The 20876-nt window shown below is 62.2% G+C and carries 20 protein-coding genes and 1 tRNA gene; 14 read left to right on the top strand and 7 right to left on the bottom strand.

Features of this window, described 5'->3' with window-relative positions:
- The first annotated feature begins 220 nt into the window (after nt 1–220).
- The 13 genes from B1526_RS07225 to B1526_RS07285 all read left to right on the top strand — a co-directional run bounded on the left by B1526_RS07225 (nt 221) and on the right by B1526_RS07285 (nt 10991).
- Nucleotides 221–2305 carry a bifunctional indole-3-glycerol phosphate synthase/tryptophan synthase subunit beta gene (locus B1526_RS07225; protein WP_095615377.1) on the top strand — a complete coding sequence of 695 codons (2085 nt, stop codon included), beginning with the start codon at nt 221–223 and terminating at the stop codon, nt 2303–2305.
- Entirely contained in the window at nt 2298–3233 is a 936-nt protein-coding gene (gene trpA / locus B1526_RS07230) for a tryptophan synthase subunit alpha (protein WP_095615378.1), read from the top strand. The genes B1526_RS07225 and trpA overlap by 8 nt, the downstream gene beginning before the upstream one ends.
- Nucleotides 3234–3312: 79 nt before the next feature.
- Nucleotides 3313–4302: a prolipoprotein diacylglyceryl transferase gene (lgt, locus tag B1526_RS07235; protein WP_095615379.1), complete on the top strand. Its 990-nt coding sequence runs from the start codon at nt 3313–3315 to the stop codon at nt 4300–4302.
- 57 nt (nt 4303–4359) lie between these two features.
- Nucleotides 4360–5025 carry a ribulose-phosphate 3-epimerase gene (gene rpe / locus B1526_RS07240; RefSeq protein WP_095615380.1) on the top strand — a complete coding sequence of 222 codons (666 nt, stop codon included), beginning with the start codon at nt 4360–4362 and terminating at the stop codon, nt 5023–5025.
- A 117-nt stretch (nt 5026–5142) separates the two neighbouring features.
- Nucleotides 5143–5406 carry a phosphoribosyl-ATP diphosphatase gene (locus B1526_RS07245; RefSeq protein ID WP_095615381.1) on the top strand — a complete coding sequence of 88 codons (264 nt, stop codon included), beginning with the start codon at nt 5143–5145 and terminating at the stop codon, nt 5404–5406.
- Nucleotides 5407–5475: 69 nt separating this feature from the next.
- Nucleotides 5476–6327: an ATP phosphoribosyltransferase gene (gene hisG, locus B1526_RS07250; protein ID WP_095615382.1), complete on the top strand. Its 852-nt coding sequence runs from the start codon at nt 5476–5478 to the stop codon at nt 6325–6327.
- A gap of 15 nt (nt 6328–6342) precedes the next feature.
- Nucleotides 6343–6960, top strand: coding sequence for a CDP-alcohol phosphatidyltransferase family protein (locus tag B1526_RS07255; protein WP_095615383.1), 618 nt, complete (start codon nt 6343–6345; stop codon nt 6958–6960).
- A gap of 7 nt (nt 6961–6967) precedes the next feature.
- Nucleotides 6968–7939, top strand: a complete 972-nt coding sequence (locus B1526_RS07260; RefSeq protein WP_407641012.1) for a DUF881 domain-containing protein — start codon at nt 6968–6970, stop codon at nt 7937–7939.
- 3 nt (nt 7940–7942) lie between these two features.
- Nucleotides 7943–8275, top strand: coding sequence for a small basic family protein (locus tag B1526_RS07265; RefSeq protein ID WP_095615384.1), 333 nt, complete (start codon nt 7943–7945; stop codon nt 8273–8275).
- 213 nt (nt 8276–8488) lie between these two features.
- Nucleotides 8489–9319: a DUF881 domain-containing protein gene (locus tag B1526_RS07270; RefSeq protein ID WP_235607101.1), complete on the top strand. Its 831-nt coding sequence runs from the start codon at nt 8489–8491 to the stop codon at nt 9317–9319.
- A 6-nt stretch (nt 9320–9325) separates the two neighbouring features.
- Nucleotides 9326–9766 carry an FHA domain-containing protein gene (locus tag B1526_RS07275; RefSeq protein WP_095615385.1) on the top strand — a complete coding sequence of 147 codons (441 nt, stop codon included), beginning with the start codon at nt 9326–9328 and terminating at the stop codon, nt 9764–9766.
- 119 nt (nt 9767–9885) lie between these two features.
- Complete coding sequence (locus B1526_RS07280) at nt 9886–10536, top strand: MerR family transcriptional regulator (RefSeq protein WP_095615416.1); 651 nt, start codon at nt 9886–9888, stop codon at nt 10534–10536.
- On the top strand, nt 10533–10991 hold the full coding sequence (locus B1526_RS07285; protein ID WP_095615386.1) for a C4-dicarboxylate ABC transporter: 459 nt from the start codon (nt 10533–10535) through the stop codon (nt 10989–10991). The genes B1526_RS07280 and B1526_RS07285 overlap by 4 nt, the downstream gene beginning before the upstream one ends.
- 501 nt (nt 10992–11492) lie before the next feature.
- Here B1526_RS07285 and B1526_RS07290 read toward each other — a convergent pair.
- The 6 genes from B1526_RS07290 to B1526_RS07315 form a co-directional block, all read right to left on the bottom strand.
- A complete protein-coding gene (locus B1526_RS07290) occupies nt 11493–12212 on the bottom strand; it encodes an HAD hydrolase-like protein (protein WP_095615387.1) in 720 nt (239 codons plus the stop codon).
- 54 nt (nt 12213–12266) lie between these two features.
- Complete coding sequence (locus tag B1526_RS07295) at nt 12267–12614, bottom strand: RNA polymerase-binding protein RbpA (RefSeq protein ID WP_095615388.1); 348 nt, start codon at nt 12612–12614, stop codon at nt 12267–12269.
- A gap of 68 nt (nt 12615–12682) precedes the next feature.
- The gene (locus B1526_RS07300) at nt 12683–15286 is read right to left on the bottom strand and encodes a DEAD/DEAH box helicase (RefSeq protein ID WP_095615389.1); all 2604 of its coding nucleotides are present in this window, start codon (nt 15284–15286) and stop codon (nt 12683–12685) included.
- 113 nt (nt 15287–15399) lie between these two features.
- Complete coding sequence (locus tag B1526_RS07305; RefSeq protein ID WP_095615390.1) at nt 15400–15717, bottom strand: hypothetical protein; 318 nt, start codon at nt 15715–15717, stop codon at nt 15400–15402.
- 10 nt (nt 15718–15727) lie between these two features.
- The gene (locus B1526_RS07310; RefSeq protein WP_095615391.1) at nt 15728–17656 is read right to left on the bottom strand and encodes a helix-turn-helix transcriptional regulator; all 1929 of its coding nucleotides are present in this window, start codon (nt 17654–17656) and stop codon (nt 15728–15730) included.
- A 144-nt stretch (nt 17657–17800) separates the two neighbouring features.
- A complete protein-coding gene (locus tag B1526_RS07315; protein ID WP_095615417.1) occupies nt 17801–19228 on the bottom strand; it encodes a UTP--glucose-1-phosphate uridylyltransferase in 1428 nt (475 codons plus the stop codon).
- Nucleotides 19229–19531: 303 nt separating this feature from the next.
- On the opposite strand from B1526_RS07315, the gene B1526_RS07320 reads away from it, so the two are divergent.
- Nucleotides 19532–19608: transfer RNA gene (locus B1526_RS07320), tRNA-Pro, on the top strand.
- A gap of 54 nt (nt 19609–19662) precedes the next feature.
- On the opposite strand, the gene der is transcribed toward B1526_RS07320, so the two are convergent.
- Nucleotides 19663–20876: ribosome biogenesis GTPase Der (gene der / locus B1526_RS07325; protein WP_095615392.1), on the bottom strand; the 1214-nt coding region annotated here is incomplete at its 5' end.

Genomic DNA, 20876 nt, shown 5'->3' on the forward strand with positions numbered 1-20876 from the left:
GTTACCACCATTAGACCACCATCGCCGTTCATCAGGCACCCGATTCCACTCTCAAGTGAAACATATGTGACACTAGGGGCGTCGTGTTATGCGGCGGTTGGTGTTTTCCGACGGCATGGCGACCAACATTCAGACGCCGACACGCATTCGTCGCAAGCGTTCCGTTACAGTGTCCTTGACGGGAGAGCCCCGTTCAAGCCATCGCATCCCAAGGAGGAGCATGTCGGTTTTGGATGAACTGGTAGCGGGAGCGCTCGAGGACCAGCGCGCCCGTGAACGCGAAACGTCGTTGGAAGAGCTCAAGGCCCAGGCGGCCACGGCACGGACCCCTATCGACGCGAAGCGATGGCTCAGGCGTGGGGATGGCATACCGGTCATAGCCGAAATCAAGCGTGCGTCGCCGTCGAAGGGGCATCTGAGCGACATCGACGACCCCGCGGCCCTCGCGAAGGAATACGAGGCCGGCGGCGCGAGCGCGATTTCCGTGCTGACCGAAGGGCGTCGGTTCCTCGGGTCCCTCAACGACCTCGACGCCGTGCGTGCCGCGGTCGGAATCCCCGTGCTGCGCAAGGATTTCATCACGACCGACTACCAGATCTGGGAGGCGCGTGCACACGGCGCGGACATCGTGCTGCTCATCGTCGCCGCCCTTGACGACGCCGATCTGGCACGTCTGCTTGCGCTTACCCACGAGCTTGGCATGACGGCGCTCGTCGAAACGCATACGCGTGACGAGATCGAACGCGCGATCGCCGCGGGTGCCCGCGTGATCGGCATCAACGCGCGCAACCTCAAGGACCTGCGCGTCGATGTCGGCAAATACTGCGAACTCGCCGACGGCCTGCCTGATGATGTCATCAAGGTCGCGGAATCGGGCGTGTTCGGCGCGGTCGAGCTCGAGGATTACGCGAGGGCGGGCGCCGATGCCGTACTCGTCGGGGAAGGCGTTGCCACGGCCGACGACCACCGACTCGCAGTGGAACGTCTAGTGAAAGCAGGAGCCAAGGTGAAAGCCTCGGAGGAAGAACCACTCAGCACCCATCACGGCCCGTATTACGGCCAGTTCGGCGGGCGCTACGTCCCTGAAGCGCTCGTCACCGCGCTCGACGAGCTCGAACGTGTGTATGAGGACGCGAAGCGCGACCCGGAGTTCCATAAGGAGCTCGCGCGGCTCAACCAACAATACGTCGGCCGCCCGTCGCCGCTCACCGAGGCGCCTCGCTTCGCCGAACGGCTCAAGGAACGCACCGGACTCGACGCGCGTGTGTTCCTCAAGCGTGAGGACCTCAACCACACGGGCGCGCACAAGATCAACAACGCGATAGGACAGGCGCTCCTCGTCAAGCGCATGGGCAAGACGCGTGTGATCGCGGAGACCGGCGCGGGGCAGCATGGAGTGGCGACCGCGACCGTATGCGCGATGCTCGGCCTCAAATGCCGCATCTACATGGGGCAGATCGACGCGCGGCGGCAGGCGCTCAACGTGGCGCGTATGCGCATGCTCGGAGCCGAAGTCGTCGAGGTCACGCTTGGCGACCGCATCCTCAAGGACGCGATCAACGAGGCGTTGCGTGACTGGGTCACGAACGTCAAGGACACACATTACCTGCTCGGCACCGTCGCGGGCCCCCATCCGTTCCCGGAAATGGTGCGTGACTTCCAGAAGGTGATCGGCGAGGAGGCGAAGGCGCAGCTCAAGGATTGGTACGGCGTCGACCATCCTGATGCGGTGTGCGCGTGCGTCGGTGGCGGCTCGAACGCGATCGGCATCATGAACGCGTTCCTCGACGACCCACGCGTCAACCTGTATGGCTACGAAGCGGGCGGCGACGGCCCCGAATCAGGCCGCCACGCGATCCGCTTCGCCCCTGGCACCGGCGAACTCGGCATGTTCCAGGGCGCGAAAAGCTATTTGCTTGAGAACTCGGAAGGACAGACGCTCGACACGTATTCGATCTCTGCCGGACTTGACTACGCGTCGGTCGGCCCCGAGCATGCATGGCTCAAGGACATCGGCCGCGTCAATTACTCGTGGGCGACCGATGGCGAGGCGATGAGCGCGTTCAAGGACCTGTGCGAGACCGAGGGCATCATCCCGGCGATCGAATCCTCGCATGCCGTGGCCGGCGCCTACAAGGCGGCGCTCGACCTCAAGGAGAAGGGCTATGAGCATCCCGTCATGATCATCAACATCTCGGGCCGTGGTGACAAGGACATGAACACCGCAGGCAAATGGTTCGGCTATCTGACCGATGAACAGAGCAAGGCACTCGAAGCGAATGGAGCACAGGGTAACAATGCGTGAGACAATCGACATCATCGACAACGGCGACGGCGCGTTCGTCGCGAACGTGACCGAGGAAACGCAAGGGGCCGCGGCCCGTGTCCCTGAGCAGCCGCTTGGCATCTCGCACCGTCCTAGCCCATGCCGCGAACTGTTCGCGGCATACAAGGCGCAGGACAAGCCGGCGTTCATCGGCTACCTGCCGTTCGGCTTCCCCGACCCGGATCTCTCGCTTGAGGCGTTCCGCACGATGGTCGACAACGGCACCGACATCGTCGAGATCGGCCTGCCGTATTCCGACCCGGTCATGGACGGCCCCGTCATCCAGGCGGCGAGCCAGATCGCGTTGCGCAACGGCGAAAGGATCGCCGATGTGTTCAAGGCCGTCGAAACGGTCGCAAACGCCGGAGGCGTGCCGCTCATCATGAGTTACTGGAACCTCATCTACCATTACGGCGTCGAACGGTTCACGACCGATTTTGCGAACGCCGGAGGCGCGGGCCTCATCACGCCCGACCTCATCCCCGACGAGGCGGGCGAGTGGATCGAGGCGGCCGACCGCCATGGTCTCGACCGCGTCTTCCTCGTCTCCCCGGACTCGACCAACACGCGTCTGCGCGTCGTCGCCGAGAACACGCGCGGCTTCGTATATGCTGCGGCGCGCATGGGTGTGACGGGCGAACGCGCGACGCTCAACGATTCGTCCCAGGAGCTCGTCGCGCGCACGCGCGCGGCCGGTGCCGAGAACGTATGTGTCGGCATCGGCGTCTCGACACCGGTGCAAGGTGCGACGGTCGGCCGCTATGCGGACGGCGTCATCGTCGGGTCAGCGCTTGTGCATACGCTCCTCGACGAGAATGGTGCCGTGCGCGACCCCGTGCAGGGTCTTGGGGCGCTTGCGAACACGACTGCGGCGCTTGCCGACGCGATCCACGGCTGCCGAGCCTGACTTCGCGGACCGTATCCGAAACGGGCCACCGTCACGATGACGGTGGCCCGTTTCGTACCTGTTGCTACGATCGGGAACCATGAACCTTGCCTATATCCCGTCCCCGACGGTCTCGCAATTCCACATCGGATCGCTCACGATACACGTCTACGCCCTGACGATGCTGCTCGGCATCATCGCCGCCATTTGGATCACGAGCGTTCGGTGGAAGCGGTATGGGGGCACATTCGACCAGATCCTCGACACTGCGCTCGTCGCCGTGCCATGTGGCATCATCGGCGCGCGGCTCTACCATGTCATCACCACGCCCGAACGCTTCTTCGGGCCGGACGGTGACTGGGTCGAGATATTCCGCATCTGGAACGGCGGCCTCGGCATATGGGGCGCGATCGCGCTCGGCGCGCTCGGCGCATGGGCGTGGGTGCGCCACCGCCATTATCCGATGGCGTTGCTCGCCGATGCGATCGCGCCTGCGCTCCTCGTGGCGCAGGCGATCGGGCGTCTCGGCAATTGGTTCAACCAGGAGCTCTATGGCAAGCCGACGACACTGCCGTGGGGGTTGAAACTCAACACCGAGGGGTCGGCGATCGGCAACGCCGAACAATGCTATGACGGCGCGACGTGCCCGACAGGCACGTTGTTCCATCCGACGTTCCTCTATGAGATGATATGGAACCTCATCGGCGCGGCCCTCATCATATGGATCGGCCACAAGGCGGTCAGGGCGCTCAAGGCGGGCTCGCTCTTCGCCCTCTACGTCATCTGGTACACGGCGGGGCGCACCTGGATCGAGATGCTGCGCATCGACTTCTCCCATGAGTTCCTTGGGCTGCGTGTCAACGTCTGGGTCTCGATCATCGTGTTCGTCCTCGGCGTCATCGCGTTCGTCGTCATCCAACGGTGCGGCAAGCCCACGCCGTTGCTCGCCGAGAAGCTGCGCACCGTCACCGAGATCGAGGAGCGTGACGCGGCGCGCGCAAAGGGCGGGCCGGACGCGAAACACGGCGGCGGCGGCAACGCCGGCGCGCGCGCCGCGGATACGCAGGATTCCCCACATGAATCCCGGTGATGGCCGTGGACGGCCGCGTACGGCCGTTCGTCGCTTACCTTATTTAGAATGACAACCATGGATATCAAAATCGCACCAAGCATCCTTTCCGCGGACTTCTGCAACCTCGAACGCGACCTCGACCGCATCTCGAACGCCGACCTCGTCCATGTCGACGTCATGGACCATCACTTCGTGCCGAACCTGACGATCGGGGAGCCGGTCGTCGAACGCATCTGCGAAGTGACGAAACTGCCGGTCGATGTCCATCTGATGATCGACGACCCGGACCGCTGGGCCCCGGGATACGCCGAACGCGGCGCGCGTTCCGTCACGTTCCATATGGGTGCGACCCATGCCCCTGTGCGTCTTGCGCGCCAGCTGCACGACATGGGCTGCGAGGCATGGTTCGCGGTGCGCCCGGCGGAACCTGTCGAGCCGATCTTCGACATCCTTGAGGAGTTCGACACGATCCTCATCATGACCGTCGAACCCGGATTCGGCGGCCAGAAGTTCCTCGCGAACCAGATGGGCAAGGTGCGTCGCCTGCGTGACGAGATCACACGCCGCGGACTCAAGACGAACATCCAAGTCGACGGCGGTGTCGGTGTGAAGACCGCGCCTATCGTCGCCGAGGCGGGTGCGAACATCCTCGTCGCCGGTTCCGCCGTCTATGGCGCCGACGACCCGGCGAAGGCGATCGACGAGATTCGCGACGCCGCACGCGCCGCCTACCGTGACTGACCGTCCGCCACAGAACCTTTTTCCGGCCGCCGTGCCACGAGTCATCGTGGGGCGGCCGAACCATGACCAGCTGTGGCCCACCGGGGCCGCACAACGACAACCGACAGGAACCATCACATGAAGACGTTCGAATCGCTTTTCGAGGAACTGAGCGCAAAGGCCGCCGCGAAGACGCCCGGATCACTGACCGTCGAGGAGCTTGGCAAGGGCACGCATTTCATCGGCAAGAAAATCGTCGAGGAGGCCGGTGAGACGTGGATCGCCGCCGAATACGAGGGTGCCGAGCGCACCGCCGAGGAGATGAGCCAACTCATCTACCATCTGCAGGTCATGATGATCGACCGTGGCATCACGCTCGACGACATCTACAAGAACCTGTGAGCCGAAAGAACCCGTGATCCGCACCGCGCACGCAGCCGTTGGCGCGTGCGCATGATTTTTGGAGGAACCATGCTACGCATCGCAGTCCCGAACAAGGGCATGCTGTCCGAACCCGCCTGGAACATGCTCGAGGAGGCGGGGTATCGCCTGAGGAGCAATCCGAGGCAGCTCGTCGTCGAAGATCCGGACAACGACGTGGAACTGTTCTATCTCCGTCCGCTTGACATCGCCGTCTATGTCGGCCGTGGCACAATCGACGTCGGCATCACCGGCCATGACCTGCTACTCAACTCGGGAACGGACGCGCAGGAGGTCATGGACCTCGGCTTCGGCGCATCGACGTTCCGCTTCGCGGCGCCGCAGGAATCGGACATCCGCACGCTCGCCGACATCGACGGCAAACGCGTCGCGACGTCCTTCGACAAGCTTGTGCACGATTATCTGACCGGACACGGCATCACAGCCGAGACAATCCACCTCGACGGCGCCGTCGAATCGTCGGTGCAGCTCGGCGTCGCCGACCTCATCGCCGACGTCGTCTCGACAGGGACGACGCTGCGCAACGCCGGACTGCGTATCTTCGGCGACCCGATCGTGCATTCCGAGGCGGTCCTCATCCGTTCGCCGCGCCTCGACGCCGACGATGAGCGCCTCGAGCGCCTCGAACGCCGCCTGCAGGGCGTCCTCACGGCAAAACGCTATGTGCTCATGGACTTCGACATTCCGGTCGACAGGATCTCGGCGGCCGTCGACATCACGCCGGGGTTCGAAAGCCCGACGATCTCCCCGTTGCATGACAAGCAGTGGTCGGCGGTACGTGTCATGGTCCCGAAGGACAAGGTCAACCGGCTCATGGACGAACTGTATGAAGTCGGCGCGCGTGGCATCATCGTCACGGCGATCCAGGCCACCCGCATGTGATGGTAGGGTGAGCCTATGGCCGATGCAGGAAAGTACAGTCCCGAACCCCGCGATATGGTGTTCACGATCCCGAACCTCATCAGCGCGTTGCGCATCGTCTCGATTCCGGTGATCGCCTGGTTCATCGCGCGCCATGACATGGTGTGGGCGCTTGTCATCCTCGCAGTCTCATCGGCGTCGGATGGCTTGGACGGCATCATCGCGAGGAACTTCAATCAGGTGAGCAAACTCGGGCAGATCCTCGATCCGATTGCAGACCGGTTGCTCATCATCTGCAGCATCCTCGCGCTGGCGGTCTGCGGTGTCGTCCCGTGGTGGATGCTCGCGCTCGTCGCGTTGCGTGACATCGTCATGGGCATCCTCACGCTCATGCTCGCGCAACACGACTATGGGCCGCTCCCGGTCCATTTCGTTGGAAAGACCGGCACCGCCATTCTACTCATCTCGATCATCGGACTCATGGTCGCCGACATACGGCGCTCGTTCATCGTGCTCGACGTGCTGCATTATGGTGCGATCGCATGCGCGATCTGGGGCATCGGCCTGTACTGGCTCGCTGGAATCATCTATCTGCGGCAGGGCATCGGACTCATCCGCGCCGACTCCACGCGACGCAAGGCAGTCAGCAGGTAGGTGCGTGTTGCCAGCGAACCCCACGATGCCTCCCGTCCAGCCGATTCCGTCAGGGCACGAGCCGCAACGGCGCCGCGCCGTCTTCTCACGTGGATACGCATCGATCGCATCCCATCATGCGGCGTCGCCCGACGAACTGGGCCACAGGCCGCGCCGCCGCCGCAACAGCGACGATTCGCTCCAGCTCATCGACGACCTGATCAACCGTCCGATGGACCAACTGTACAGCGATGCACGCCTCGTGACGAAACCTGATTCGAAGATCGTCTATTGGGGCACTCGCATCGTCGTGTTCCTCATCTGCATCATCGTCGGGTTCTTTGGCAGCCAGTTCGTTCGCCTGCTCAACACCGATTCACGCAAGCAGATCCGCGAATCGCTCGCCAATCAGCTTGTAGCGAACAATGCGCGCATCGACGGCCTTGACAATGACATCACGAATCTGCGCAAGCAAGTGGAGGAACAGTCGGTGTCGGCGACGAAATCACCAATCGAACAGGTCGTCGAGGAGAACGAAGCCGCCGCAGGTGCGACGCCGGTCGAAGGCGAAGGCATCGTCATGACGATCGCCGATCCAGTGGCCGCGGCGACCGACTCGGCGAACGGGGCGTTGCCGCGGGATGGCGCGACCGACCGCCTGCGCGTCGTCACCGACGCCGACCTGCAGCTGCTTGTATGCCTGTTATGGCGCAATGGCGCCGAGGCGATCGCGATCAATGACAACCGCCTTGGTGTCGAAACGTCGATCCGCACGGCGGGCAATTCGATCCTCGTCGGCGTCACGCCGATTGAGAGCCCATACCGGATCCAGGCGATAGGGGACAGGAACGCGTTGGCTGATGCGATGGGCGAACGTTCGCTTGCGACGTTGTACAGTGATTTCCATAAGGCCGGCATGTATCCGCAGATCAGCAAGACGGATTCGATGAGGCTCGACGCCGCGAGCGTCGGCAAACTGACCTATGCGAGAAGGAGTTGAAGAATGGCAGCCGTGCTTGGACTCATCATCGGAGTGGTCGTGGGACTCTTCGTGCGACCGGACATCCCTGTGTTCCTGCAGCCGTATCTGCCGATCATGGTCATCGCCGCGCTCGATGCGCTGCTGGGCGCCGCGCGCGCGTATTTCGAACGCAGCTTCTCGGACCGTGTGTTCGTCATCTCCTTCTTCGCGAATGTCGTCACGGCGACGCTCCTCGTGCTGCTCGGCAACCAGCTCGGCGTCGGCTCGCAGCTGACGACAGCCGTCATCGTCGTCCTCGGCATCCGCATCTTCTCGAACGTCTCGGCGATACGCCGCTACATCTTCCAGGGGTGATCGATGAGCGAACCACAACACCGCCCCGATGCTGACGGCGTCCACAACACCGGCGACGCACAGAATGACGTCAACGGCAGCGTCAACGCCAACGCCAACGCCAACGCCAATGATAATGATAATGATAATGGCACGGCCAATCCCATGACAGGGGAGAATCTCGCGGATGCCGGCGTACACGAACCCGACGCGCAGACGGCCGAGCATCCACAAGTGCGCGCGCATGACGGCGCGCAGCCCGACCTGCTCAAGCGCATCATCTCGCAGCATTCGCGTGACAAGGACAACGATAGGACGAAGACGGGCGCGTTCCCCGTCGTACGCAAACGCAAACCGAAGGAACTGTCATCGAATGCGCGTTCCCTCAAGGCGCGTTTCGGCACCGGTGTCCTCATCGCCGTGCTGTGCGCGTTGCTCGCGTACGCATACGTCATCCAGATCAACAACAAGGACAGGACGTACGAAACGCTCACCGAAACAGAGCTGACACGCCTGATAAGCGAAACAAGCACACAGGCGGAACGCCTCGAACAGCGTAAGGCGGAACTGACGGAGCAGCTCACATCGCTCGAGGATGCGGCGGACAAGGAAGAGCAGGCCCAACGCATCGCACAGGAGAACGAGGAGACGAGCGGCATCCTCTCCGGAAGGCTCCCAGCGCAGGGCAAGGGCGTCGTCATCCGCATATCGAAGCCGAAGACCGCGCCGATCGACGCGGCGACGATGTTCAACCTCATCGAGGAGCTACGCAACGGCGGCGCCGAGGTCATACAGATCAACAATGTGCGCGTTGTGACGTCCACCTATGTGAGCGAGACGGAGAATGGGCTCATATGCGATGGGCAGGCGCTTGCGACACCCTATGTCATCAAGGTGATAGGCGATCCGAGCAACCTCGCGAACGCCGTCAACATCGCAGGGGGTGTAGGCTCAAGGCTCACCGTGAAATATGGTGCTAATGTGACGGTAGAGACCTCCGATGACGTCAGGATAACCGCGACGCAGCCGGTCATGAAATACAAGTACGCAACGATTGTAGAATAGGCAGTTATGACAGATCCGATTCCAAGTGCAGGCGAGACGACGATCATCGGTCTCCCGGCAATACAGATACCCATCACGACGTCCGGCGACCGTCCCCTCACGCAGGAGGACCTCGAGACGATCACGCGTCTTTCCGACAACACGGCGTTGCTCATCGCGACGCGCGGCGCATTGTCGGGATCGCGTTATCTGCTTGACGAGGATGAAGTGACGGTTGGACGTGATCCGCGCGCCGACATCCTGCTCGACGACTCGACGGTGTCCCGTTCCCATGCGGTGTTCCGCCGCGTCAGCGGCAAATACGAGATCGTCGACGCGGGAAGTCTCAACGGCACCTACGTCAACAGGCAGCGCGTCGACCGCGCCGTGCTCAAGGACGGCGATGAGATCATGATCGGCAAGTTCCGTCTCGTCTACTTCACGAATTTGGCGATTCGCCAGCGCTGACACCGGACGGCACCGATTCCATGAACCGGCAGCAACGAGGCGGCGTCGCGGACGCGGACGGCAACGGACGGACGTCCGCGCGGTATGTCGACGTGCCGCTCATCGACATCGACGACACGATGGTGCAGGGGGAGTTGTTCCCCGATGCGGACGCGGACACCGTCATTCGCGGATACCGTGGCACCGTCGCATCCGAAGTGGCCGGCATCACCTACCGACAGCTTGATTACTGGGCGCGTAAACGCATCGTCGTCCCGTCGATAACCCCTTCGCGCGGTTCCGGCACGAGAAGACTGTATTCGTTCACCGATGTCGTCATCCTCGCGGTGTCGAAGAAGCTGCTCGACACCGGTGTGAACCTGCAGAACGCGACATCGGCGGTCGAGTTCCTCATCGGACAACCGACAGAGCGGCTGCGCCATCTGACGATCCTGTGCGATGGGCAGCATGTCGAGGAATGCACGGACAGCGAGCAGATCGCGCGGGCGCTCGAGGAAGGTGACGCCGTGTTCTGCGTATCCGTCGCGGCGTTGTGGTCGAGGGTGCAGCAGGCGCTCGAACACGCCGACTACACCGATGTCACCGGTACGCTGCGCAAGCACAACACGAGGCCGATTGACGACCTCGCCGCGCAATCGATGCGTGAACGGCTCGAGCGCAGGCGCGCCCAGCATGCGAGGTTCGTCGAACAATACGAAAACCAGACGATTGAGGATGCCGTACCACACGATCGGCATGGCGACGGGCACGGAGAAAGGGGAGCGGCATGAACGCATTGCCTGCGATATTGTGGATCATCGGCGTCGTGAGCGCATTGGCCGTTTGCGCGGTCACGATTGTGCGGAGCCATTACCATGGCGGCAAAGCCGCCGACGTGCGTCCCGTCAGCTGGGCCGTCATCGGCGCGCATTTCGTGACCCTCATCCTTGTCGCATTGCCGTATCCAATCTATCTGCAGCACAAGGACACGATAAGCGCCCATGCGAGGATGCTCTACGGCAAGCTCGGATGGGCGTCCGCCGCGATTGCCGTCGGTGTCATCGTGCTCGAACTCGTCCTCATGTATCTGCAGGCGCGACGTGCGTTGCTCGCGCAGGAGGCACGGCGCACAGCCGAGCAACAATCCACGGCTGCTCCCACAAACACAGCGGACGACGTCGACGATGTCCACTCCAAGCAGACACATGACGATGATGCGGACGAATGGCCGAGCACACTGGTGTGAATGGAGGGCGATGCAGGCGGCGCATTGAGGTCTCGCCGGTATCGCCCATCCACCAAATCTGACATAACGTACATTATCGGATATATATACAGATGTCCCTCACGGTGCCGTCCCACTACCTGTATGGCCATGTTCGGCATATTCGTGGGGTAAGCATCCGCGTGCACGCCATACTGTCATCGACGTTTGCGGCAGGACCGCTCTGGAGCACGAACGTGCGCATTGTAGAGTCGATATCGATAAACAGACATCCAAATACTCATCATCGGGATGAATAATCTGGATTCTGTTACTTTATTAATTCAGATTCTTTATCAGTGATTCGCATTGTTTGTGATGCAAGCTGACATGCAGCATGTATTTCCGAAAACGATAACAGACATCCATTACTTTTTTGGTGTTTCTTATAATGATGTGTCTGGTCGCCATTGTTGGCAGCATACAAAAACCTGCCGATAACGGCAGGTTCTTGTATCGCATCATACGGGCACAACGATGGCGTCAGTCATGGAAATACGCGTCGACCGCGCCGCTCAATTCATCGACATGGTCGATGACACGGTACGTGCCGTGTTCGACGAGCTCCCCCGGTTCCGCGTATCCCCAGCCGCAGCCGAGGCAATCGATGCCGCACGCCTTCGCGCCGTCGACGTCGGTCCAGCGGTCGCCGACCATGAGCGCACGGTCACCGTTGTCCGGATCGTATCCCATATGCTCGAACGCATACCGGATGACCTGGTCCTTGTCGGTGCGCGAATTGTCCTTGCTCGCCCCATAGACCGCGTCGACGAGGTCGGTCAGATGGAAATGGTCGCATATCGGCACGGCCTGGTATTCGGGCTTCGCCGTCGCGATCGCAAGATAATAGCCTTGGGTGTGCAACGCCTTGAGCTGTTCGGGAATCCCCGGATAGACGGTGTTGTACAGCCGTCCCGGAACCTTGTTGCCCGGCTCGTTCGGATCGTCGAAGACCGCCTCGTCGCCGTAATAATGGCGGTAGACACGGACGGCCTCATCGAGCTTGTCCTCGGGGATGCCGTATTTCCTCATCGACGCGAAAATCGCCGGTCCGATGAACCGCTGCAGCTGCGCAGGTGTCGGCACCGGTACGCCGACCGCCTCGTATGCCTTCTTCACACACGCGATGATGCCTGGATCCGACTTCGTCAACGTGCCGTCAAGATCGAGCAGAACGGCGCGCAGCGGATGCGTCGTGGTCATGATGTCCTTCTTCCCTATTGTCTCATGCTTCGTGATGCCGCCAACGGCATGCCGTCACTCGTAGTCGGGGATCCAACCTTCGCGGTGCATCTGCAGACGCTTGTCGAGGAGCGCCTTGAGCTCGTCCTCGCTGCGGCGTTCGAGGAGCATGTCCCAATGGGTGCGCGTCGGCTTCGTGATTTCGTCGGCTTCTCCGTCCTTGTCGTCCTCGCGGTGCGCGGTCGCCCCGCAGCGGCATTCCCATTCGTTCGGGTAATCGGCGCCTTCGGCGAACGGCAGAATCGTACGGTGGCCGCGCGGGCAGACGTACGCCACTTCGGTGCGGGCGGCGAAATCGACGTTCGTATCCGATTCCAACGATTTCGCGCCGATGCTCATGCCGCGCAGACTGCGTTCAGCCATGGTGTTCCTCCCAGAGACGTATGGATGCTTCCACGCTACAAAACAGTTCGGACGTGGGGTTTATTCCATCAGTCGACGCCCGAATAGGCGACGATGCCGCGGTTGACGGCATCGTAGGCCTCACGTGCGCGTGCGGCGAGCTCGGCGTGTTCGACACCCATATACGGTTCGGCGACGGCGATCTGCTGGAGCACATCGGCGAGGCGTTTCGCATTGCGCACGAAGTCGCCGCCCGTCAGCTCCGTATGTTCGAGCACGTCGGACAGGCTGTCGCCGCGCGCCCAATCATAGATGATGTCGACGATGCCGAAGTCGAGCGGTTGCAGATAGTTCGTGACACCGAGGTCCTCGCACAGCATGAGCACATGGTCGTCGAGCTCGTCGAGCTCACGGGCGCGTTGCGCGACGAGCCCATGCGGGCCGCCCGGATACCTGCGCGGCTCTCCCCTTTCGCCACGGCGCGCCTCATACAGGATCGACGAGATGAGCGCGGCGAGCTGGGCGGCGTTGAGTCCGTCAAGCGTTCCGGTCGTGATCGCCTGGGCGAGCACCAGGTCACGTTCCGAATACAGGCGGCGTAGCAGCTGGCCGTGCTCGGTGAGCCGGTAGTCGAGCGCACGATGTTCGTCGGCGCGTTCGAGATAGCCGAGCCGTTCGAGGATCGTGCAGATGCGGTCGAACTGGCGTGCGACCGAACCGGTCCTCGAATCGTACCGGTCGCGCAGACGCGTCAGTTCGCGCGTCTCGCGGATCCACCGGTTGCCCCATGTCATATGTTTGTGGAAGTCCGGACACATCTTGCACGGATGGTCGTGTTCGCGTTCCTTGAGTTTCACAATCGACGCGTCAAGACGGCGGAACGCGCGCGACTTCTCTTCGTTGTCACGGAAGACCTCATGCTTGAGCCGCCTGCGTTCGTTCTTCTGCAGGTCGCTCAGCTGCATGCGGATCCGCAGCAGGTCGGTGAAATCACCGTATTCGCAACGCATCGCGTCCTCATATCCGGCGATCGCCTGTTCAAGGGACGTGATCCGCGCCTCGATCTGCCACGCGGATTCGTTCGCCTCCCATTGCGCGAACGAATGGTCGAGCGTATCGCGCGCTGTTTCGTAATCGCTGCTGTTGAGCAGGTTGACGGCCATGTTGAACGTCGGCTTGAAGCTCGAATGCAGTGGATAGACACGCTTGCTCGACAAGGCGACGGCCGTCTCCGGCTTGAAACCGCGGTGGTCGACGACAATCGCGTTGCCGATTGTGTCGATGCCGCGGCGCCCCGCGCGTCCGGTGAGCTGCGTGTACTCCCCCGGCGTGAGCCCGACGATGCCGGTGCCGTCGTATTTCTCGAGCTTCTCGATGATGACGCTACGCGCCGGCATGTTGATGCCAAGGGCGAGAGTCTCGGTCGCGAACACGACCTTGATGAGGCCCTCTTCGAAAAGCCGTTCGACAATCTGCTTGAACAGTGCGATCATGCCGGCATGGTGCGCGGCGAAGCCCTCCTCGAGCGCATGGCGGAACTGCGTGAACCGCAGCGTCTTGAGGTCGTCGCGCGTGAGCTGTCCCTCGATCATCTCATCGACGATGACGTCGATGCGGCGTGCCTCCTCGTCGCTCGTCAGACGCAGGCCCGCGTCGAGGCATTGCTCGACGGCCTCATCGCAGCCGTTGCGCGAGAAGATGAAATAGATCGCCGGGAGCATCCCGAGGAAGTTGAGTTCGTCGACGACGGCCCACCGACGCGGATGGTAGCGTTCGACGTTCCGGCGCCCCCCGCGCGCATCGGGACGGCCGTGCCTGCCTCCCCCACGGCGATTGCCGCGTGTATCGACGCCTTTGCGGCGCATCTCATGCCGGTCAAACTCCTCGAGCTTCGCCGCAAGCCGTGCGTTCGGCTTCGTCGTCGCCTCGCCATGCTCGTCGCGCCGGTACAGGTCGATCAGTTCCGGTTCGGTGCGTGGGTCGCGCTGCACGAGGACGTACTGGTCGAGCGGCACGGGACGGTGTTCGGAGATGACAAGCTTCGTCTCACCACGCACCGAGGAAATCCAGTCGGCGAAGTCCTCGACGTTCGAGACGGTCGCCGACAGGCCGACGATGCGCACCGTCCGCGGCAGGTGGATGATGACCTCCTCCCACACCGGTCCGCGGAAACGGTCGGCGAGGTAATGCACTTCATCGAGCACGACGTAACGCAACGCCTCAAGCGTCGTCGAATGCTCGTAGAGCATGTTGCGCAACACCTCGGTCGTCATGACGACGATGTCCGCTTCGGAGTTGATCGACGTATCGCCGGTGAGGAGCCCGACCTTGTCAGGCCCGTAGAGCGCGGCAAGGTCATGGTATTTCTGGTTGCTCAGCGCTTTGATCGGCGTCGTGTAGAAGGCCTTCGCGTTCTGCTCCTGCGCGAGGTAGACGGCGAAGTCAGCGACGACGGTCTTGCCGGCGCCGGTCGGTGCCGCGACGAGGACGTTCGACCCTTCCTCAAGCGCCTCATTCGCCTCCATCTGGAACCCGTCGAGTTCGAAGGGCAGCGATTGCGCGAAACGGTGCGCGACCGACCGCTGTCTGCGTTTGATGTCGTTGAACCGCGCGTAGCGTTCGGCCGGGCTCATCTCCTCGATTGGTTGCTCGGTTGCGTTGCCGCGCGTCGTGCGCTTGTGGTGTCGTGCCATGTCAGACCTTCATCCAATGGTGTTCGTTCGTATATATGTCCGTGCCCACATACGATTGCAGGTGCGGGCGTGGCCGCACCTGCAATCGTATGCCGTGTAATTATGTACGGGAATCAGTCGTTGAAATGCGACCATCGCCTCCATGTCGCCGCGTGGAGGTCCCGGCGCCGTTCCTTGCGCTCGATGACGCCGACATGCGCATCCGAATACCGTTCGGCCGCGACGGCGAGTGGTTCGGTGAAGATCGCGCGGCGCGGTGTGTTCCCGCCTTCCTCGTCGACGTTCATCTCGGCGAGCCGCGCACTGACATCCGACACGACGCCGCCGATGACCTTCGACGCGCGCAATGCGTGGACGATGGCGTAGATGACGCCGATGACGAGCATCGCGAGCATGAAAAGCGCGAGGATGAGCCAGATCCACCAAGGCATGGGTGTGCTCCTATCGTTCCTGTTCCGTTGCCGCGGCCTGTTCGGACAGGCTCAGTTCACGTTCGGCGCGGGCGATCATCATCGTGCGCAGTGTTTCCGGCGCGACGGCGACGATATGGCGGGCGTGCGCGATGCAGAACGCGACGAACCACGAATCGGACTGGACGTACAGATGGACCTTCTCGCCTTCGCCACATGGTTCGACATCCGCGTCGGCGAGCGTCTTGATGAAGTCAAGATGCGGCTGATCGGTGATGAACACGGCGGGTGTCGCCGTGTCGGTGATCCATTTGCGCAGTTCGGAGACGGAGACCTTCGGGATGTCGATCGGTCGCGTCGGCTCGACGATGTCGGCCTCCTCGATGCGCGCGATGCGCAGCACCTGCCAGATACGCGGCTCGCCGGTCTCCTTGTTGAGTGTCATGTCCTTGTGGACGAGGTCCTTGAGGTCGTCGGGGGCGGCCTGTTCGACATCCGTCCACATCGCGGCGTAGTAGACGCCTTCGTCGGCGTAGATCTTCGACGGGGCGACGAGCCGGCGCTTGACACGGCCGGAACCGTCCCGGTACTCCATGTTGAGCAGCGCATGCCGCTTGATCGCGTCCTTGACGACGTCGAAGCACCGCGGTTCGAGCTCGTAGCCGGTCAGGCTCAGCCAAGGCGTCTGCCCGGGCGCGACATACTTGACGAGCCGCGCGTACAGGTCGCTCGCCTGTTCGCGCTGGTCCTCCGGGAGCAGCTGTGTATGCGCGAGGTAGTTGACCGAGGCGGTGAGCATGCTCATGTATTGCGGCGAGATGCCCGCGAGGCGTTCGAGGCCAAGCGAGTTCGTCGCCGAGACGATGCCCTCGGCGTCGAGGAGTGACCAATCAATGTCGAAGAACTGGCTCCCCGCCATCTCGCCATCATCGGAGACGGTCGTCAACGTGTTGATGTCCTTGTGGATCGTGTTGACGTATTTCTTCATCTCGTCGTCGTTCCTCGGCTTGCCGATGAAACGTTCGGCGAGTTCGGGAAGCGAGTACTCCTCGCCGAGATGCGCGGACAGGAACAGCATGAGGCGCAGGCGGCGGTCGACCTCGCTGCCGGTCTGGAACGCGTTCTTCTTGTGCGCCTTCTGGCTCGACGGCTCCTCATCCTCCTCCGGTTCCCCGGATTCGATCGATTGGGCACGGACCTTCGCCGTCATCGGATTGGCGGAATCGTCGGCGAGCTGGAATTGCGTCGCCGCGTTGAGCCTGCGATGATAGGCGGCGACGGCCTCGGGCGGGCTGACGACCGACGAATTCGGATGCTCGAGCACGAACATCGCAAGGTCGTCGGAATCGCTGTAGGCGACGTTGATGTGTTCGCTGCCGATCGCGACGGTCGCGGCGAAGCGGCGCGAGTCGACCTCCTTGACGAGGTTCTCGGGGATGTGCTGCGTGCCGAGGCCCGGTGCGATCGAATCAAGGCCGAGTCCTGGGATCGGCGTCTGTGGCACCCGCGGCGCGGTGCGCGAGGCGTGCGATTGCTGCTGGGCGTGCGCCGGCATCGACGACATCGACATCGAACGTGCGAGATAGTTCGCCGCGGCGAGCACAGGAAGGTCCTCGGGGCGGAACCTCAGGCGGATGCGCGGCTCGTCGCCAAGCTGGAGTCGGTAGGATGCGAAGTCCTGCCCTTCGGACTTGGATGAGTATTCGGGTTGCCTCGATTCGATCGCGATGCCCATAGCGGCGAGCTTGGCCCGGTCGCGCTGGAACTGCTTCGCAAATGCGGCCTTCGCCGCTTGGTCGGCGAGTTCGCCATATGAATCTGCGTATGCCTTCACTCGTTGGGCGATTTGCCGGGATGTCAACCATTGCGGGAAAGCGGATGACAACACTGCCAGAACGTCAAGCTCGTGTTTGCCCCACTTGTCGGAGAAGCGGCGCCTACCGTTACTACCCTCAGCCATTAGTCCTCACGTATCGTTAATGTTTTTCATAGGTGTGGGCATTGGGGATGCCGAACACCCTCTCCCTATGATATAGGCTTTTTCGGCTGATGTGGCCGATTTTTCGAAAAAACTCCGTTTTTCTTGGTCTGCGAACAATCCCGCTCATAGCCATTCGTCCGGTTCGATGCCCTGGGGCCCCACGAATTCGCCATTCGGCACATAGCTTGGACGGCCTGCGTCGTCAAGCCGCGCGTCGCCGAAGAGGCTGACGTTGCGACCGAAGGTCCAATCACCCTCGACGTGGAACGAGGCAGCGGCGGCGATCGACGGCACACCGTACGGGAACCGCTCCTCGAAATCCTGGATGTTCTTGTAGTAGCGTTTGTCGAGCTCGACGTTCGGGAAATGGTAGTCGCCGTCCTCCATCTCATAGGAATCGGTCAGATGGAAGCGGTCGGAACGCATGATGAACAGGTCGTCGGTCGTTTTGACGGGCAGGAAGCGCATACGGTCCACCTGTACGCATATCGCGCCGTTGAACAGGTTGACGGCGGCACCCATCGCCGTTTCGAGCTGGACGACCTTCGTCGATGCGGGGTCGGTCGGGTCGGCGGTCTTGTAGTTGCGGATGACCGGCAGCGGCAGCACGCCGTGGTACTCGTCGAGCATGCGGCGCAACGCGTCGATGCGTACCCAGATGTTGTTCGTGTTGAAGAACGGGTGCTTGTGGATATCCATCGCGTCCGCGCGGTCCTCGGGGTCGACCTGGGTCATCTCGCGCAGCATGAGGCGTCCGGTGACACGGTCGCGCACGATGTGGCCGCCTTTGCGGTCCGCTTCGGTGCGTCGGGCGACTTCGATCATGATCGGGGCACCCGTGTTCTCGAAATGCTGTGCGAGCGTGCGCGAAGGACGTGCGCCGAGGTTGTCGGAATTGGAGATGAACAGGTATGTGAAGCCACGTTCGTCGAGGATGTCGAGCAGCCCGGATTCGTACAATGTCGAATACAGGTCGCCGTGCCCCGGTGGGCACCATTCGAGGTCGGGGTCCTTTGGCCAGTCGACCGGTGCGCCCGTCGCGAGGTCGATCTTCGGCTCGACATGCTGGATGATCTCGATCGGGACATCGGTCTGCGTGAAGTGGCGGTTCTTCGCGATCGCGTCCATCGTGTCCTTCGACGTGCGGAACGAATTCATGAACGTGAGCGGCAGTTCGACGCCGAGCCGTGTGCGTGCGGTGTCGACCTGGCCAAGGATGATGTCGAGGAAACGCATCGGGCGCGCCTTGTGGCGGCGCACCGGCAGCAGCGACTTCGCGTAGTTGAGCCCCATCGACGTGCCGAGGCCGCCGTTGAGCTTGAGGAACGCGGTCTTCGCGAACGCGTCGACGGCCTTGTCGTGGTTGATTGTCTCATAGACGTCGTGGAAGTTCGGGATGTCGGTTATCGGTTCGACGTCTGCCTCACGGATGTAGCTTGTGTTCTCCTCGTTGACCCACACGTCGTACAGATGCCCGAATTGGGCGATCGCGGTGTCACTCATGCCATGCGCGCGCATCTTCTCCGCTGAGCGTTCGAAAACGTCGACCATCGTCGTGACCAATCCCTTTCCGGTTGTGCACAGGCGCCGCTGTGCGTTTTGCCGTGTAACAGTGTAGCGACTCAACCTTGTATCTGTCTAATTGGATGCTGTACCGTCTGCATTATATGTGTTCATTATTCGATTTTCCCGCTGTTTTCCTTGGAAAACATGACGATTCGTTGCATTATACGGCATCGGACGTCGAGTGTCCCATCCGATGGCGCTGGTTTCCGTACGGCGTAGCCACGCGGACGATTTGGCATTGTCGCGCAGGTTGTGCTAGATTGACCTCTCGGTGCGACACGCACCGTTCGGACCATAGCGCAGTTTGGTAGCGCACTTGACTGGGGGTCAAGGGGTCGCGGGTTCAAATCCCGCTGGTCCGACCATATGGGAAAGCCCGGAGCCTTTAAGGTTCCGGGCTTTCCCATTCTTCCGGCGTGTCACTTGCGGCGTTTCTTCTCGCGGATGTTGACGGAGATCTGGATCGGCGACCCCTCGAATCCGAACTCCTCGCGCAATTGCCGCTCGAGGAAACGGCGGTAGCCGTGCTCGAGGAAGCCCGTCGCGAAGACGACGAAGCGCGGCGGCCGGCTCGAGGCCTGCGTCGCGAAGAGGATGCGCGGCTGCTTGCCTCCGCGCAGCGGATGCGGGTGCGCGGCTTGGATCTTGCCGAGGAACGCGTTGAGTTTTCCTGTCGGAATGCGCTTGTCCCACGATTCGAGCGCCTGTGTCATCGCGCGCGACAGGCGGTTCGTATGCCAGCCGGTCTTCGCGGACAGGTTGACGCGCTGCGCCCATGTCACACGGTCGAACTCGGTCTTCCACAACCGCTCCATGCGCTGGCGGTCGAACTCGTCCATGAGGTCCCATTTGTTGAACACGAGCACGACCGCGCGCCCGGCGTCGACGGCGGAGCTCATGACCTTGAGGTCCTGGTCGGAGATCGGCACCGACGCGTCGAAGAGAACGAGCGCAAGCTCGGCGCGTTCGATCGCGGCCTGCGTGCGCAGCGACGAATAGTATTCGGCACCCGACAGCTTGTGCTGCCTGCGTTTGATGCCGGCCGTGTCGATGAAGAGGTAGTCCTCGCCGTCGATTGTGACGATTTCGTCGACCGGGTCGCGCGTCGTGCCCGCAAGGTCGTTGACGACCGAACGTTCCTCGTGCGCGAGTTGGTTGAGCAATGACGACTTGCCGACGTTCGGTTTGCCGACGAGCGCGACGCGCCGCAGATGCGAGGGTGTGAGGAAGCCGGACGTGCGCTCCGCGTTCCCAAGCGCGTCGAGCGCGGCATCGAGCAGGTCTCCTACTCCCCTGCCGTGCATCGCCGAAATCGGATACGGTTCGCCAAGGCCAAGCTTCCAAAATTCGGCGGCCATGTATTCGCTCATCTGGTCGTCGATCTTGTTGACGGCGACGACGACCGGTTTGCCGGCGGAGCGCAGCATCCTGACGATGCGTTCGTCGGTCTGTGTCAGCCCGGTCTGCCCGTCGACGACGAACACGACGGCGTCCGCCAGTTCGACGGCGATCTGCGCCTGCGATGCGATCGCCGAATCGATGCCTTCGACGTCCGCCTCCCATCCGCCGGTGTCGACGAGTTTGAAATCGACGCCCGCCCATTCCGCAGAGTGGTACGCTGACGCGGCGTCCA

The organism is Bifidobacterium criceti, from assembly GCF_002286935.1.
Classification (GTDB): domain Bacteria; phylum Actinomycetota; class Actinomycetes; order Actinomycetales; family Bifidobacteriaceae; genus Bifidobacterium; species Bifidobacterium criceti.

Coding starts and splice junctions, on each gene's coding strand:
- B1526_RS07225 (WP_095615377.1), top strand. CDS start 221: ATGTCGGTTTTGGATGAACTGGTAGCGGGAGCGCTCGAGGACCAGCGC.
- trpA (WP_095615378.1), top strand. CDS start 2,298: ATGCGTGAGACAATCGACATCATCGACAACGGCGACGGCGCGTTCGTC.
- lgt (WP_095615379.1), top strand. CDS start 3,313: ATGAACCTTGCCTATATCCCGTCCCCGACGGTCTCGCAATTCCACATC.
- rpe (WP_095615380.1), top strand. CDS start 4,360: ATGGATATCAAAATCGCACCAAGCATCCTTTCCGCGGACTTCTGCAAC.
- B1526_RS07245 (WP_095615381.1), top strand. CDS start 5,143: ATGAAGACGTTCGAATCGCTTTTCGAGGAACTGAGCGCAAAGGCCGCC.
- hisG (WP_095615382.1), top strand. CDS start 5,476: ATGCTACGCATCGCAGTCCCGAACAAGGGCATGCTGTCCGAACCCGCC.
- B1526_RS07255 (WP_095615383.1), top strand. CDS start 6,343: ATGGCCGATGCAGGAAAGTACAGTCCCGAACCCCGCGATATGGTGTTC.
- B1526_RS07265 (WP_095615384.1), top strand. CDS start 7,943: ATGGCAGCCGTGCTTGGACTCATCATCGGAGTGGTCGTGGGACTCTTC.
- B1526_RS07275 (WP_095615385.1), top strand. CDS start 9,326: ATGACAGATCCGATTCCAAGTGCAGGCGAGACGACGATCATCGGTCTC.
- B1526_RS07280 (WP_095615416.1), top strand. CDS start 9,886: ATGGTGCAGGGGGAGTTGTTCCCCGATGCGGACGCGGACACCGTCATT.
- B1526_RS07285 (WP_095615386.1), top strand. CDS start 10,533: ATGAACGCATTGCCTGCGATATTGTGGATCATCGGCGTCGTGAGCGCA.
- B1526_RS07290 (WP_095615387.1), bottom strand. CDS start 12,212: ATGACCACGACGCATCCGCTGCGCGCCGTTCTGCTCGATCTTGACGGC.
- B1526_RS07295 (WP_095615388.1), bottom strand. CDS start 12,614: ATGGCTGAACGCAGTCTGCGCGGCATGAGCATCGGCGCGAAATCGTTG.
- B1526_RS07300 (WP_095615389.1), bottom strand. CDS start 15,286: ATGGCACGACACCACAAGCGCACGACGCGCGGCAACGCAACCGAGCAA.
- B1526_RS07305 (WP_095615390.1), bottom strand. CDS start 15,717: ATGCCTTGGTGGATCTGGCTCATCCTCGCGCTTTTCATGCTCGCGATG.
- B1526_RS07310 (WP_095615391.1), bottom strand. CDS start 17,656: ATGGCTGAGGGTAGTAACGGTAGGCGCCGCTTCTCCGACAAGTGGGGC.
- B1526_RS07315 (WP_095615417.1), bottom strand. CDS start 19,228: ATGGTCGACGTTTTCGAACGCTCAGCGGAGAAGATGCGCGCGCATGGC.